13 protein-coding genes and 1 pseudogene are annotated in these 13,192 nt (G+C 41.0%); 8 read left to right on the forward strand and 6 right to left on the reverse strand.

Annotated elements, in window-relative coordinates:
- Positions 1-161: 161 nt before the first annotated feature.
- Positions 162-713, forward strand: a complete 552-nt coding sequence (locus tag AC3Z9T_RS20785) for a fimbrial protein (protein ID WP_490127985.1) — start codon at positions 162-164, stop codon at positions 711-713.
- A gap of 13 nt (positions 714-726) precedes the next feature.
- Positions 727-1,671 (forward strand): fimbrial protein, encoded by a 945-nt coding sequence (locus AC3Z9T_RS20790; RefSeq protein ID WP_490127986.1) that lies wholly within the window; start codon positions 727-729, stop codon positions 1,669-1,671.
- 287 nt (positions 1,672-1,958) lie between these two features.
- On the opposite strand, the pseudogene AC3Z9T_RS20795 reads toward AC3Z9T_RS20790, so the two are convergent.
- The 3 genes and pseudogenes from AC3Z9T_RS20795 to pth form a co-directional block, all read right to left on the reverse strand.
- Positions 1,959-2,322: pseudogene (locus AC3Z9T_RS20795) on the reverse strand (phosphomannomutase CpsG); the annotation flags it as partial.
- Positions 2,323-2,488: 166 nt separating this feature from the next.
- A complete protein-coding gene (gene ychF, locus AC3Z9T_RS20800) occupies positions 2,489-3,580 on the reverse strand; it encodes a redox-regulated ATPase YchF (protein WP_490127987.1) in 1,092 nt (363 codons plus the stop codon).
- 120 nt (positions 3,581-3,700) lie between these two features.
- Entirely contained in the window at positions 3,701-4,291 is a 591-nt protein-coding gene (pth, locus tag AC3Z9T_RS20805; protein WP_490127988.1) for an aminoacyl-tRNA hydrolase, read from the reverse strand.
- Positions 4,292-4,590: 299 nt separating this feature from the next.
- Here pth and ychH point away from each other — a divergent pair, with 299 nt between their 5' ends.
- A complete protein-coding gene (ychH, locus tag AC3Z9T_RS20810; protein WP_490127989.1) occupies positions 4,591-4,863 on the forward strand; it encodes a stress-induced protein YchH in 273 nt (90 codons plus the stop codon).
- 300 nt (positions 4,864-5,163) lie between these two features.
- On the opposite strand, the gene prs is transcribed toward ychH, so the two are convergent.
- The 3 genes from prs to lolB all read right to left on the reverse strand — a co-directional run bounded on the left by prs (position 5,164) and on the right by lolB (position 7,708).
- A complete protein-coding gene (gene prs / locus AC3Z9T_RS20815) occupies positions 5,164-6,111 on the reverse strand; it encodes a ribose-phosphate diphosphokinase (protein WP_006661866.1) in 948 nt (315 codons plus the stop codon).
- 65 nt (positions 6,112-6,176) lie between these two features.
- Positions 6,177-7,052, reverse strand: coding sequence for a 4-(cytidine 5'-diphospho)-2-C-methyl-D-erythritol kinase (gene ispE / locus AC3Z9T_RS20820; RefSeq protein ID WP_490127990.1), 876 nt, complete (start codon positions 7,050-7,052; stop codon positions 6,177-6,179).
- Positions 7,049-7,708 carry a lipoprotein insertase outer membrane protein LolB gene (lolB, locus tag AC3Z9T_RS20825; protein ID WP_490127991.1) on the reverse strand — a complete coding sequence of 220 codons (660 nt, stop codon included), beginning with the start codon at positions 7,706-7,708 and terminating at the stop codon, positions 7,049-7,051. Before lolB ends, ispE begins: the two co-directional genes overlap by 4 nt.
- Positions 7,709-8,252: 544 nt before the next feature.
- Here lolB and hemA point away from each other — a divergent pair.
- Genes hemA through kdsA form a run of 5 tightly spaced genes read left to right on the forward strand, consistent with a single transcriptional unit; the run spans position 8,253 to position 13,182 of the window.
- Positions 8,253-9,515 carry a glutamyl-tRNA reductase gene (gene hemA / locus AC3Z9T_RS20830; RefSeq protein ID WP_490127992.1) on the forward strand — a complete coding sequence of 421 codons (1,263 nt, stop codon included), beginning with the start codon at positions 8,253-8,255 and terminating at the stop codon, positions 9,513-9,515.
- 31 nt (positions 9,516-9,546) lie between these two features.
- Positions 9,547-10,629: a peptide chain release factor 1 gene (gene prfA / locus AC3Z9T_RS20835; RefSeq protein WP_490127993.1), complete on the forward strand. Its 1,083-nt coding sequence runs from the start codon at positions 9,547-9,549 to the stop codon at positions 10,627-10,629.
- Positions 10,629-11,474, forward strand: a complete 846-nt coding sequence (prmC, locus tag AC3Z9T_RS20840) for a peptide chain release factor N(5)-glutamine methyltransferase (RefSeq protein ID WP_490127994.1) — start codon at positions 10,629-10,631, stop codon at positions 11,472-11,474. Before prfA ends, prmC begins: the two co-directional genes overlap by 1 nt.
- Positions 11,474-12,283: an invasion regulator SirB1 gene (sirB1, locus tag AC3Z9T_RS20845; RefSeq protein WP_490127995.1), complete on the forward strand. Its 810-nt coding sequence runs from the start codon at positions 11,474-11,476 to the stop codon at positions 12,281-12,283. The genes prmC and sirB1 overlap by 1 nt, the downstream gene beginning before the upstream one ends.
- Before the next feature lie 44 nt (positions 12,284-12,327).
- Entirely contained in the window at positions 12,328-13,182 is an 855-nt protein-coding gene (gene kdsA, locus AC3Z9T_RS20850; protein ID WP_490127996.1) for a 3-deoxy-8-phosphooctulonate synthase, read from the forward strand.
- Positions 13,183-13,192: the final 10 nt, after the last annotated feature.

The raw sequence follows: 13,192 nt of genomic DNA on the forward strand, positions 1-13,192 counted from the left end.
AAGCAGCTTTCCACGTTTGTTATCGCCGGGGCAAGACAGTTTAAGCTTTTTTATTACGCCAGTGCGGATTGCCAGCGACTTACAAGCAGGCGCTTACCGTGCCTTGATTTCTTTTGAGTTGATGTATGACTAACTCTTATCACTCAGGAGGAGTATTAACGATGAAAGCGCTTTCTTCATATTATTTATCAATAGGAATAGGTTTTCTTTTTTTTGTTATAAGTGGGAGTTATGCACCGACAAGTTATGCTTCTGGCGATGTCTATGTGCACGGTACGTTAATCGCAGAGCCTTGCACTTTGATGCCCGGTGATGAAGAAATTGAAGTGGATTTTGATACGATTGTGGATAAGTACTTATATATCAATACACGCACTCATCCAGAGCCTTTTAGTATTCACCTCATTGATTGTGAAGTAGGAATTGGTGAAGGGGTAAGAGTTGGTTTTATAGGGACTGAGCACGCTACTTTGCCGGGGCTTCTAGCTCTAGATGCTGATAGCGTAGCTACTCGTGTTGGAGTGGGTATTTTAGATAGTGCAGGGAAACTAATCCCAATTAACAGTGAGACACCGTTATATTTATTAGAAAATGGCAGCAATACCTTAAATTTTCAAGGCTATGTTGAAGCCGAACTTGATGCCATAAAAAACAAAACAATAGGCTTAGGGACATTTAAAGCAACTGCTGTTTTTATTTTAAATTATGATTAGTACAGGGGTTGTTATGAATAAATTACTTGTTGCATTTTTGTTTTTATTTTCTAGTAGTTCATATTCTTATATTTGCTTAAATAAATATACAGGAGAAACATTTAAAGATGGTGAACAAATAATAGAGGTTCCTATTGATTCTAATATTACAGGGTCTGAGAATATTTTTTCCAATGTAGGCGAATATATTGATTGCCGTAATGAGTTGCCAGGTAGTTATATAGATTATCTAGAGATAGTGAGACTTGGTATTCACTTAGGTGGGTCTTTAAGGGCCCAAGGTTTTTCCGGGGGGGTATATGTTAATGATTCACGGTATCTTGTTAATAATCTATCAAAGATCAATATATTTGAGTTAGTAGATGGTAACTATCATCCAGTTGATATTGATATGTTTTTTAAAACTCCCGATCCCGTAGGTCCATACTTAGTTATCGAGAGAGGAGATGTTCTAATGAAACTCGATTTATTTAAATATAGCGAGCCTCGTGAAACTGATTCATATTATTCATGGACTTTTATTGCCGCAAATAGAGCTATATTAGCAACCGGTAGTTGTGTTATTAACGATGATCAGCTTATTGATGTGGATTTTGGAGAAGTCAGTAAAACAGCCATATCAACTGTAGGTACAGAAACTCGTTATCAAATAGAAAAAGAATTGGAATATGATTGCGATGATACGTCAGTAAATCAAAATATAAAAGTTTCGTTGAGTGCGGATACAGCGTCTTTTTCTGATACGGCGTTTTCAACAACAACGCCTGGCTTAGGGGTTGAAATGTATCACGAAGGGCAGGTAGTTGCGCCTTTTGAAGGATTTAATTCTAATTTACGTAATGGGATGGGACGCGACACAGTCACGTTTACTCTAGTAAAAACACCGAACCCAGGGCCAAGTGATTTACAAGAAGGTGATTTTCACGCAAATGCGTCATTAATTATTTCACAACCATAATTAATATTTAAACCATAAAAGAAAAATAATAAATAAAAGATCTTGTTAGCTCTAATAAGATCTTTTATTCACAACCCATTTAAGCAGCTAGAAGGGCTATTAATTATTCAAGCCTATATTACTCAGAAGCAAGATTTGGATTTAACGTCACCATTACACCTTGATGGTTTTTCAACGATTGAACTGTATTATTACTAAATCATTGATGAATGCGTATCGTTATATGAGCTATAACCATACGCTATTTTGTAGCAAAATAGAGATAAAATATGCCACAAGAAAATAATTTAATTTCTCAGTAGTTCTAAGAGCAAACGGGTATTTTTCTCCATTAAAGGAATATCACCACGTGATTCGACATTTAAGCGTACCAACGGCTCAGTGTTGGAGGAGCGCAGATTGAAACGCCAGTCAGTGAACGACATACTAAGCCCATCAGTTCTATCAATGGAAATAGCTTCACTGGCAAAGTATTGTTCTACCGAACAATTGCGGTTTCTGGCTGTTCTAGTTGGCTATTGGTTTCACCACTCGCGGGAAATGCAGCCATTCGCTCACACACTAGCTCGCCCAGCGATTGTTTTTTTAACAGGCTAGTTCTACTATTAATAGCCAAGGTATCATTCCACTGTCACAGTAGGCAAAATCACGTAAATTGATCTGTTTGTAGCTTCCACTATTCTACTCATTTGGTCACGAGCTTTTATGAAAATTAATGAGACAAAAAACAGCATAAAACCCAGTTAATGTTATGAATTTTATGCTATTTTTTTATGGATTGATACTTTATGAAACAGTATGAGACTTAAGTGTAGGCTTACACATTAAACAAGAAGTTAAGTACATCACCATCTTGAACAATATAGTCTTTACCTTCAGCGCGCATTTTTCCTGCTTCTTTCGCACCTTGCTCACCACGGTATTTGATAAAATCATCAAATGCGATAGTTTGAGCACGGATAAAGCCTTTCTCAAAATCAGTGTGAATTTTACCTGCTGCTTGTGGTGCTGTTGCACCAACAGGGATAGTCCATGCACGAACTTCTTTCACACCTGCGGTGAAATAGGTTTGTAAGTTAAGCAGTTCATAACCAGCACGGATAACACGATTTAAACCAGGCTCTTCGATGCCTAAATCAGCCATAAACTCATCACGTTCTTCATCATCTAGCTCTGCGATATCTGATTCGATAGCCGCACAAACTGGAACCACGACAGAACCTTCCGCCTCTGCAATTTTATACACCATGTCTAAGAATGGGTTGTTTTCGAAGCCATCTTCATTGACGTTCGCAATGTACATGGTTGGTTTGAGCGTCAGGAAACTCAAATAACGGATCGCTGCTTTCTCTTCGGTACTGAGGTCGAGAGTACGCAGCATACCTGCTTGCTCAAGGTGTGGTAAGCATTTTTCTAAGGCTTCTAGCTCAGCTTTAGCGTCTTTATCGCCACCTTTAGCACGCTTTTGGACACGATGAATAGCACGCTCACAAGTATCAAGGTCAGCCAGTGCCAGTTCAGTGTTGATCACTTCGATATCTTCAGCTGGGTTTACTTGGCCTGCAACGTGAATAATATTGTCATTTTCAAAGCAACGTACAACATGACCAATGGCTTCAGTTTCACGGATGTTAGTCAGAAATTGGTTACCTAGACCTTCACCTTTAGATGCACCTTTAACCAAACCCGCAATGTCAACAAATTCCATTGTAGTCGGTAAAATACGTTGTGGTTTAACAATTTCAGCTAACTGATCAAGACGTGGGTCTGGCATTGGCACAACACCCGTATTCGGCTCAATAGTACAGAAAGGGAAGTTGGCTGCTTCGATGCCGGCTTTGGTCAATGCATTAAACAGTGTGGATTTACCCACGTTAGGCAGACCAACGATACCGCATTTAAAACCCATATGATTCTCACCTTAAAATCGCAAGGGGCAGGCGAGTGCTGCCCTGAATGTTAGAAAATTGGCGCTGATTATACACAAAAAGTTGATTTTAACGAAATGAACTCTTTTTTATGTCTCTAATTAAGCGGTGGCTTTAAAGCTATGTAGGCGGTTCATTGCTTTTTCTATCCCATCATTGAGTAGAATATCAGTACATCTCAATGATTCATCGATAGCTTCATCAATTAACTTTTGCTCTGAAACCGGTGGTTTACCAAGAACAAAGCCAACCACTTTATTTCTATCACCTGGATGACCAATACCAATACGTAAGCGATAAAAGTTAGGGTTATTGCTAAATTTGCTTTGAATATCTTTCAGACCGTTGTGACCGCCATTACTACCACCTAGTTTCATTTTAGCGACACCAGGTGGTAAATCTAATTCATCATGAGCGACTAAAATTTCATCGGGGTTGATACGATAAAAATTGGCGATGGCTGATACAGATTTACCGCTTAGATTCATAAAAGTGGTTGGCACTAATAACCGAACATCATTGCCATTAAGGTTAATACGTGCAGTATAGCCAAAAAATTTAGCTTCTTCTTTTAGTGGCTGGTTATGGCGATCAGCCAGTAAATCAACATACCATGCACCTGCATTATGACGTGTTTGGGCATACTCAGCCCCAGGGTTGGCAAGGCCAACAATTAATTTTATTTTGCTCACGGCTAAGAATTCACTGTCAGTTAAGTCAAAAATTATCCCTAGTTTACCCTGTGAAGGGTTCAATGTGCAAAACTGAAATCAGAGTTACAATAGGGGTATTTAGTTGCGAAGGAAATAATTCGGAATTAATCTTTTAAATAAAAGCATCTTTTGCGCAGAAATAATAGAAAAAGTCTCACCCTGTGATAGCCATCGCAAATAATTTTACTTATTGCACTATAATGAAACCATAAAGATATATATTTTCCGAATATTTAACACTTGCTTTGCATATCAGTCTACTGGCATAGGAGGTAGATATGAAACGTAAAACGGCTGTCTTGGTAGGTAATATTTTGATGGTATTGGGGCTAATTGCGATGATTGGGAGTATAGCAATTAATCTATCATCTCATGTCTTTAGTCTTAACTTGCCAGATATGGTCACGATGGGGTCATTATTTGGTATCTTTGTTGGTGCGATGATTTGGCTTGCCGGTGCAAGAGTTGGTGGCAGAGATAAAGTTGCAGATCGCTATTGGTTAATAAAACATTATCATGATTCAAAGCATGATAATCACCGTTATCCATAATCATGGAGATGGTAACTCGGTAATTTGCGATTGATATAAGTGAGCCAATAAAGATGTTGTAGGGGTGCTGATTTCAGCACCTTTACTATTTGTGTCAAAAAATATATATCCTAAATAATCAGAGTTGCAAGTCGTCAACACCGCTGCAACTTGAAGTATGATGAGTACAAAACAGGCAATAAATAAAGCCCCTACGGTTGATGAACAACGGTAGGGGCGCTACTTAAATGTTGTGATATTTCTTGAAATTCAAAAACACATAGATAGAAAAACGGGGTAGTGATACCCCGTTAGTCATTCTTAGTGCTCGAACATCGCAGAAATTGACTCTTCATTACTAATGCGGCGAATCGCTTCTGCCAGCATACCTGAAAGTGTCAGGGTACGAACTTTGTTCAATGCCTTGATTTCAGGAGAAAGAGGAATTGTGTCACAAACAATGACTTCATCAATCACTGAATTTTTGATGTTGTCTACGGCATTACCAGAGAAAATAGGGTGGGTTGCGTATGCGAACACGCGTTTAGCTCCACGCTCTTTCAGTGCTTCAGCCGCTTTACACAGTGTGCCACCAGTATCTATCATATCGTCGACTAAAATACAGTCACGACCAGAAACGTCACCGATGATGTGCATCACTTGAGAAACGTTTGCGCGTGGGCGACGTTTGTCGATGATAGCCATATCCGTGTCATTCAGCAGTTTCGCGATTGCTCTAGCACGTACGACGCCGCCGATGTCTGGAGATACAACGATTGGGTTTTCCAAGTCTTTCTGCAACATGTCTTCCAGAAGGATAGGGCTACCGAATACGTTATCAACAGGAACATCAAAGAAGCCCTGGATCTGCTCTGCGTGTAGGTCAACAGTGAGAACACGGTCAACACCGACACTGGACAGAAAATCGGCAACAACTTTAGCGGTGATTGGTACACGGGCAGAACGTACGCGACGATCCTGTCTTGCATAACCGAAGTAAGGAATAACAGCGGTAATACGACCAGCAGATGCACGGCGCAGCGCATCGACCATAACAACCAGTTCCATCAGGTTATCATTGGTTGGTGCACAGGTTGACTGGATGATAAAGATATCACCACCGCGAACATTTTCATTAATTTGAACACTGACTTCGCCGTCGCTAAAACGACCAACAGCCGCGTCTCCAAGATTAGTGTAAAGGCGGTTAGCAACACGTTGTGCTAGTTCCGGTGTAGCGTTACCAGCAAAAAGCTTCATATCGGGCACGAGAAAAACCTCAGGCTTGCGTCCAGAGAGATATTGTTGACCAATAAAAAACGATTAAATCGTGATTATTGGTGCAATACACGGGTTATCCCAGCGCGGAATCTGTGCAATGGCGATTCGTTCACCCCTTGAGCGACGAAACCTTGCACCCACGATGGGGCTTTATTTAACACCTGCAAGGCAGCGGCCTGCGTTTCAAATTCAGAAAAAACACACGCACCTGTTCCTGTTAGGCGAGACGGAGCATATTGTAACAGCCAAGAAACGAGCTGTTCAACCTCACGAAAACGTTTTCTTGCAATTGTTTCGCAATCATTTGCGTACGGAGCCAGTAATAATGCGGCTAGTGAGCGTTTTGGAGAATTTCTATTTAATTGCGGATCTGTGAAGATCATCGGAGTTGAGATTTCAATTCCTGGATGAGCAACCAAATACCATTTCTCTTTAGGCGACGCAGCCGTCAAAATTTCACCAATCCCTTCAGCAAAAGCAGCATGACCACGAACAAAGACAGGGACATCAGCACCTAAACTTTTTCCTAATTCTGCTAATACCTCATCAGAAATTTGGGTGCCCCAATGTGCGTTTAGTGCCACTAAAATAGTGGCTGCATTCGAGGAACCGCCGCCAATACCACCACCCATAGGCAAAATTTTATTAATCGCAATATCTGCGCCGAGCGGCTGAGTATGGTTAAGTACCTTGCGGCAGTAGTGTTGTAGTAATTTAGCTGCCCTGACAATTAGGTTTTTTTCGAGTTCAACGCCTTCCATATGCGTCAGTAAATTGATCTGGTCATCTGCTCGGGTTTCAATGGTAATTTCATCACCATAATCCAGAAACTGAAATAGCGTTTGTAGCTCGTGATATCCGTCAGGTCTACGACCAGTAATATAAAGGAACAGGTTTAATTTTGCGGGCGAAGGCCATGTCAAAGTCATTTTTGTAACGTCCAACTATCCATTTTGAGTTTAATCAACCGTGACCCTTGGCGAAGTTCAAGGTTGCTTGGCAGCATTGGCGTGGTACTTTTATCATAAGAAAGGTAGTTGAGCTGCCATGTTTCACCATTTTGTTGGAACGTGACTGATTTAAGTAAATGGTTTTCATCAAGTTCAAACTCTGTTGCTCGCCCTGGTGAACCGGTGAGCCATGCTGTGAGATCATCAAGAGGGATTTCCATTCCAGTGAGTTGGTAAATCAACTCTGAAGGCACATCACTCATGTGAGTTTGTCCATCTTTAGTAGTAAGACGAGCTAAATCAGGTTCAACGGTCAACTCTAACTCACGGCTCCCCAATGGGTTAGTCAACAATAAACGGTATTTTTCAGGGGTATATTGCTGCCAGAAAAATTTAGCGTAAGTTTTAGTTTCGCCACCGTTATAGACAAAAGAGCCTCGTGTTTGGTAATCGCGCAGGGCGTTCAGTTCTTGTAAATGTGTATTCCATTGAGGGTCGGATGCTGAGCTAGTCCCTGTCGTGGTTTGTTTATTTGCAACACATGCGGTGAGCAACAAGCACGACAGTGGCAATAAACGCCAAAAGCCTCGTTTGCGAGTAGAGGGAAGAGTAGACCAAGTAGTGAACAGTTGCATAGCGACTCTCAAAAATCATTTAGTGAAAAATAAAATAGTGACCATATCAAACAAAATGGAGGCACAAACCAAAGTGTAACCTGTTATTGTTGATGAAGAAAATATCATCAACAAAATAATGAAAGCGAAAACGGCTCAAAATGAATAAAATAGTGCGTGAAAAAAGCTAAATTATCAATCAGATTGCAGTTGATTTGCCTATCTATACAATTAACCATGACAATGGTTTACGCCATGTGCCAAATAATTGTATTTCAAATACCTATTATTGATATAGGGAATGCCTTACTATATATAATAAAATAAAGGGTACATTTGTCGCTAACGCGATGTAAACTTTTCATACATAACAGTATTGTATCTGATAAAACTATCATCAGTTTTTTACGCTAAAATTTGGTATTGATCATCTTTAATGCTTTTCATTATGGGTAGGGCGTAGAAAGCGCGGCTCGGATCATCTACAATAGCAGGTAAACAAACCACAGCAGTATGGCTGCTGTTGAATAAATAATTAGCAATGTGAGCAATGTAGTTAAGCACAATGACCCTATTAGCCCTAGGCATTAATCATAAAACGGCACCAGTGGCTTTGCGTGAGCGGGTCACTTTTGGGCCAGAAAAAATAGACCATGCACTTGAGCAGCTATTACAGCAGCCCCAAGTTAGCGGTGGCGTTGTGCTGTCGACATGTAATAGAACAGAGTTGTATCTGAGCCTTGAATCGCAAGAACAAGCGCAAGAGCAGCTTATTCAGTGGTTATGTGAATTTCACAATATTACTGATAAAGATCTAAAGCCTAGCCTATATTGGCATGAGGGCGACCAAGCAGTAAGTCATTTAATGCGAGTTGCTAGTGGGTTAGATTCATTAGTACTTGGCGAGCCGCAAATTCTTGGCCAAGTAAAAAAAGCATTCGCACTTTCTCAAGATAACCACTCACTCTCTAGCGAGTTAGAGCGTTTATTTCAAAAATCATTTTCTGTTGCTAAACGAGTTCGTACGGAGACAGAGATTGGGGCTAACGCAGTTTCTGTAGCTTTTGCCGCGTGTACACTTGCAAGGCAAATCTTTGAATCGCTTAAGCATTTGAATATATTACTGGTTGGTGCTGGGGAAACGATTGAATTGGTTGCCCGCCATTTACGTGAGCATGGTGTACAACGAATGATGATTGCTAATCGGACGCGCGAACGAGCTCAATTATTAGCGAGTGAAGTTAACGCAGAAGTGATCACTCTCTCTGAGATTGACACGCGTTTAGCGCAAGCGGATATCGTGATCAGCTCAACGGCTAGCCCATTACCTATCATTGGTAAGGGGATGGTAGAGCGAGCAATGAAAGTACGCCGTAATAAACCAATGTTATTAATCGATATTGCCGTTCCTCGTGATATCGAGCAAGATGTCGAAAAATTAAGAGATGTTTACTTGTACACTGTTGACGATCTCGAATCTATTATTCAGCAAAACCTTGCACAGCGCAAAGCTGCCGCAGTGGAAGCTGAATTTATTGTTGAACAAGAAAGCAGCCATTTCATGGATTGGTTGCGCTCGCAAGCAGCAGTGTCTACAATTCGCGATTACAGAGCGCAAGCAGAGGCAATCCGCGCGGGTATGACAGAAAAAGCACTTGCGGCTATTAGTCAGGGTGCCGATCCTGAACAAGTTATCACGCAACTTACCCAACAGTTGACCAATCGCTTGATCCATGCACCAACAAAATCGCTACAGCAAGCCGCTGGAGATGGTGATGTGGAACGTCTGAATTTACTTAGGGACAGCTTAGGGCTGAACCACCAATAACCACATTTTAATCATAGGTCTGATATAACGAATGAAGCCTTCTATTGTCGCAAAACTGGAAGCATTACAGGAACGCTATGAAGAAATTCAAGCACACCTCGCTGATGCAGGTGTGATTGCTGATCAGGCGCGCTTTCGTGCCTTATCAAAAGAGTATGCTCAACTGACTGATGTCGCAAAATGTTTTACAGCATGGCGGACTGTTCAGGACGATATCGAAACAGCTGAAATGATGCTAGATGATCCTGAAATGAAAGAAATGGCTCAAGAAGAGCTTAAAGATGCAAAAACGCGCAATGAAGAGCTAGAGCAGCAGTTACAATTACTATTATTGCCAAAAGACCCTGATGACGAATACAACTGTTTCCTTGAGATCCGTGCGGGTGCTGGTGGTGATGAAGCCGCTATTTTTGCGGGAGATCTATTCCGTATGTACAGCCGTTTTGCGGAAGCAAATCGTTGGCGTGTTGAGCTAATGAGCACTAGTGATGGTGAACATGGCGGTTATAAAGAAGTTATCGCAAAAATATCCGGTGAAAGTGTTTATGGGCGCCTGAAATTTGAATCAGGTGGTCATCGTGTTCAACGTGTACCTGAAACTGAATCGCAAGGGCGTATTCATACTTCAGCATGTACAGTTGCAATCCTTCCTGAATTACCTGAGGCTGAATTGCCAGAAATTAGCCCTGCTGATTTACGTATTGATACTTTCCGTTCCTCGGGCGCCGGTGGGCAGCACGTTAACACCACCGACTCAGCGATTCGTATTACTCACCTTCCAACCGGTATTGTGGTTGAGTGTCAAGATGAACGTTCACAACACAAAAACAAAGCGAAAGCGATGTCTGTGTTGGGTGCACGTATTCGCCAAGCTGAAATGGACAAACGCCAAGCTGCGGAAGCTTCTGAGCGCCGTAACTTACTAGGTTCAGGTGATCGTTCTGACCGTATTCGTACTTATAACTTCCCACAAGGTAGGGTAACCGACCATCGAATTAACCTAACTTTGTACCGCTTGGATGAAGTGATGGAAGGGAAATTAGATACGTTAATTCAGCCAATTATTAACGAATATCAAGCTGACCAACTCTCTGCATTGTCTGAGCAAGACTAATGCAATACGGTGAATGGGTAAGCCTAGCTGTTGCTAGGTTGTCAAATAGTGACAGTGCAAAAAGAGATGCAGAGATCTTATTGCAACATGTTACAGGGCAAACGCGAACGTTTATTTTTGCATTTGCTGAGACAGAGCTAAAACTCACAGAGCAGGATGATTTAGAAGTTTTGTTGCAACGTCGAGAGCAAGGTGAGCCCATTGCCTATATCATTGGAGAACGTGAGTTTTGGTCATTACCATTATTTGTTTCACCTGCGACGTTGATCCCTCGTCCTGATACTGAATGTCTTGTTGAGCAAGCCTTAATGCGCCTGCCAGCACAGCCTTGTCGAATTTTAGATTTAGGAACTGGGACTGGGGCAATTACTTTGGCACTGGCGACTGAACGCCCTGAAAGTAGTGTTGTAGGCGTTGATTTTAACCCTGAAGCGGTCTCTTTGGCACAAAAAAATCAACAGCGTTTAGCTGTGAATAATGTTCAGTTTATACAAAGTGATTGGTATAGCGCTCTTTCTGATCAACATTTTGATATGATTGTCAGTAATCCACCTTATATTGATGAAAGCGACATTCATTTACAGCAAGGTGATGTAAGATTTGAACCTTTGACTGCATTAGTGGCAGGTAATCAAGGTCTATCAGATTTAGATCTCATTGTTTCTAAGTCGAAAGGATATCTTAAACCACAAGGTTGGTTGTTGGTTGAGCATGGATGGCTCCAAGGTGCAGCAGTACGAAAACTGTTTGAACAATATGGGTTTAGTAATATTGAAACCTGCCTAGATTATGGCGGCCGAGATAGAATTTCGCTTGGGCAGTGGAATAAAGCAGTGGAAGAGTGATGAAAACCATAACAGATATTGAATTTAATAAAATACCTTTAAGCGAAGGTATTATGATGGTCTCGCAAAACATTCGAGTAGATTTTCCTCTGATGCAAGTCCAAGCTCAATTAGATAGCTTGGTTGATGCAGCTAAAGCGGTTATCGATTTACAGGCCGATAATGAAAGCAAAATAAATCAATTGTTAGCCCTTTATTATCAGCAATGGCGCTTTGGTGGAGCAGATGGCATTTATGCTTTGTCTGATATGCTCTGGTTAGATAAGGTTTTGACTTCAAAACGCGGCACACCTGTCTCTTTAGGTTCAATATTTTTATATATTGCCGAAAAACTTGATATTGCTATAGAACCCGCAGTGTTCCCAACTCAGCTACTTTTACTTGCACAAAAAAATGATGGTTCTCAATGGTTTATTAACCCAGTCAATGGTGAAACGCTATCGTGGCACACATTGAATCTTTGGCTGAAAGGAACGGTTGATCCTTACTCTGATCTTGATGACGATCAGCTTGATGTTGCAGAAAACAGTGTGATTATCCGTAAGTTATTTGACACGCTGAAAGCATCATTAATGGAAGAAAAGAAAATGGAACTAGCACTAAGAGTTTGTGAGACTTTATTAGCGTTAGATCCGGAAGACCCTTACGAAATCCGTGATCGCGGATTGATCCTCGCACATTTAGATTGTAATCATGTTGCGTTGAATGATTTGAACTACTTTATTGAGCACTGTCCGGAAGATCCTGTTTCTGAAATGATTAAAATTCAGATATATTCATTAGATAACCTTCCTGTAGTGTTACATTAATTTATGCATAGACAGCAATCTGTCTCGATATGAAAGGTAAGAGCATGCAACAGAAAATGGTCAGCATTGGTGATATCAAAGTCGCAAACAATCTCCCCTTTGTGCTTTTTGGTGGGATGAATGTTCTTGAATCACGCGATATGGCAATGAAAGTGTGTGAGCACTATGTCACTGTGACTCAAAAATTAGGCATTCCTTACGTATTTAAAGCTTCATTTGATAAAGCTAACCGTTCATCAATTCATTCATATCGTGGCCCAGGCCTTGATGAAGGAATGAAAATCTTTCAAGAATTGAAAAAAACCTTTGGTGTTAAAATTATCACTGATGTTCATGAGCCATCACAAGCTCAACCTGTGGCTGAAGTTGTAGATGTTATTCAATTACCTGCTTTTCTGGCGCGCCAAACTGATCTGGTTGCAGCAATGGCTAAAACAGATGCTGTTATCAACATTAAAAAGCCACAATTTATTAGCCCAGGGCAAATTGGTAATATTGTTGAGAAGTTTATTGAAGGTGGTAACGATAAAATTATCCTATGTGACCGCGGTGCAAACTTTGGTTATGATAATTTAGTAGTTGATATGCTTGGTTTTAATGTCATGATGCAAGCCTCTAAAGGCTGCCCAGTTATTTTTGACGTTACACATTCATTGCAATGCCGTGACCCATTTGGTGCTGCATCTGGTGGTCGTCGTGCTCAAGTTGCTGAATTAGCAAGAGCAGGGATGGCAGTGGGCTTAGCTGGACTGTTTCTTGAGGCTCATCCTGATCCAGATAACGCACGTTGTGATGGCCCATCAGCATTGCCATTGAATAAATTAGAGCCATTCTTACAGCAAGTTCAAGCTATTGATCAGTTAGTAAAAAGCTTCCCTGAGTTAGATACTAACCGTTAATCACGTTTTG

The sequence above is a fragment of the Providencia sp. 6390 genome, assembly GCF_058148425.1.

What these genes read in the sequence shown, in the direction of transcription:
- AC3Z9T_RS20785 (WP_490127985.1), top strand. Translation starts at nt 162, where the DNA reads ATGAAAGCGCTTTCTTCATATTATTTATCAATAGGAATAGGTTTTCTT.
- AC3Z9T_RS20790 (WP_490127986.1), top strand. Translation starts at nt 727, where the DNA reads ATGAATAAATTACTTGTTGCATTTTTGTTTTTATTTTCTAGTAGTTCA.
- ychF (WP_490127987.1), bottom strand. Translation starts at nt 3,580, where the DNA reads ATGGGTTTTAAATGCGGTATCGTTGGTCTGCCTAACGTGGGTAAATCC.
- ychH (WP_490127989.1), top strand. Translation starts at nt 4,591, where the DNA reads ATGAAACGTAAAACGGCTGTCTTGGTAGGTAATATTTTGATGGTATTG.
- ispE (WP_490127990.1), bottom strand. Translation starts at nt 7,052, where the DNA reads ATGACTTTGACATGGCCTTCGCCCGCAAAATTAAACCTGTTCCTTTAT.
- lolB (WP_490127991.1), bottom strand. Translation starts at nt 7,708, where the DNA reads ATGCAACTGTTCACTACTTGGTCTACTCTTCCCTCTACTCGCAAACGA.
- hemA (WP_490127992.1), top strand. Translation starts at nt 8,253, where the DNA reads ATGACCCTATTAGCCCTAGGCATTAATCATAAAACGGCACCAGTGGCT.
- prfA (WP_490127993.1), top strand. Translation starts at nt 9,547, where the DNA reads ATGAAGCCTTCTATTGTCGCAAAACTGGAAGCATTACAGGAACGCTAT.
- prmC (WP_490127994.1), top strand. Translation starts at nt 10,629, where the DNA reads ATGCAATACGGTGAATGGGTAAGCCTAGCTGTTGCTAGGTTGTCAAAT.
- sirB1 (WP_490127995.1), top strand. Translation starts at nt 11,474, where the DNA reads ATGAAAACCATAACAGATATTGAATTTAATAAAATACCTTTAAGCGAA.
- kdsA (WP_490127996.1), top strand. Translation starts at nt 12,328, where the DNA reads ATGCAACAGAAAATGGTCAGCATTGGTGATATCAAAGTCGCAAACAAT.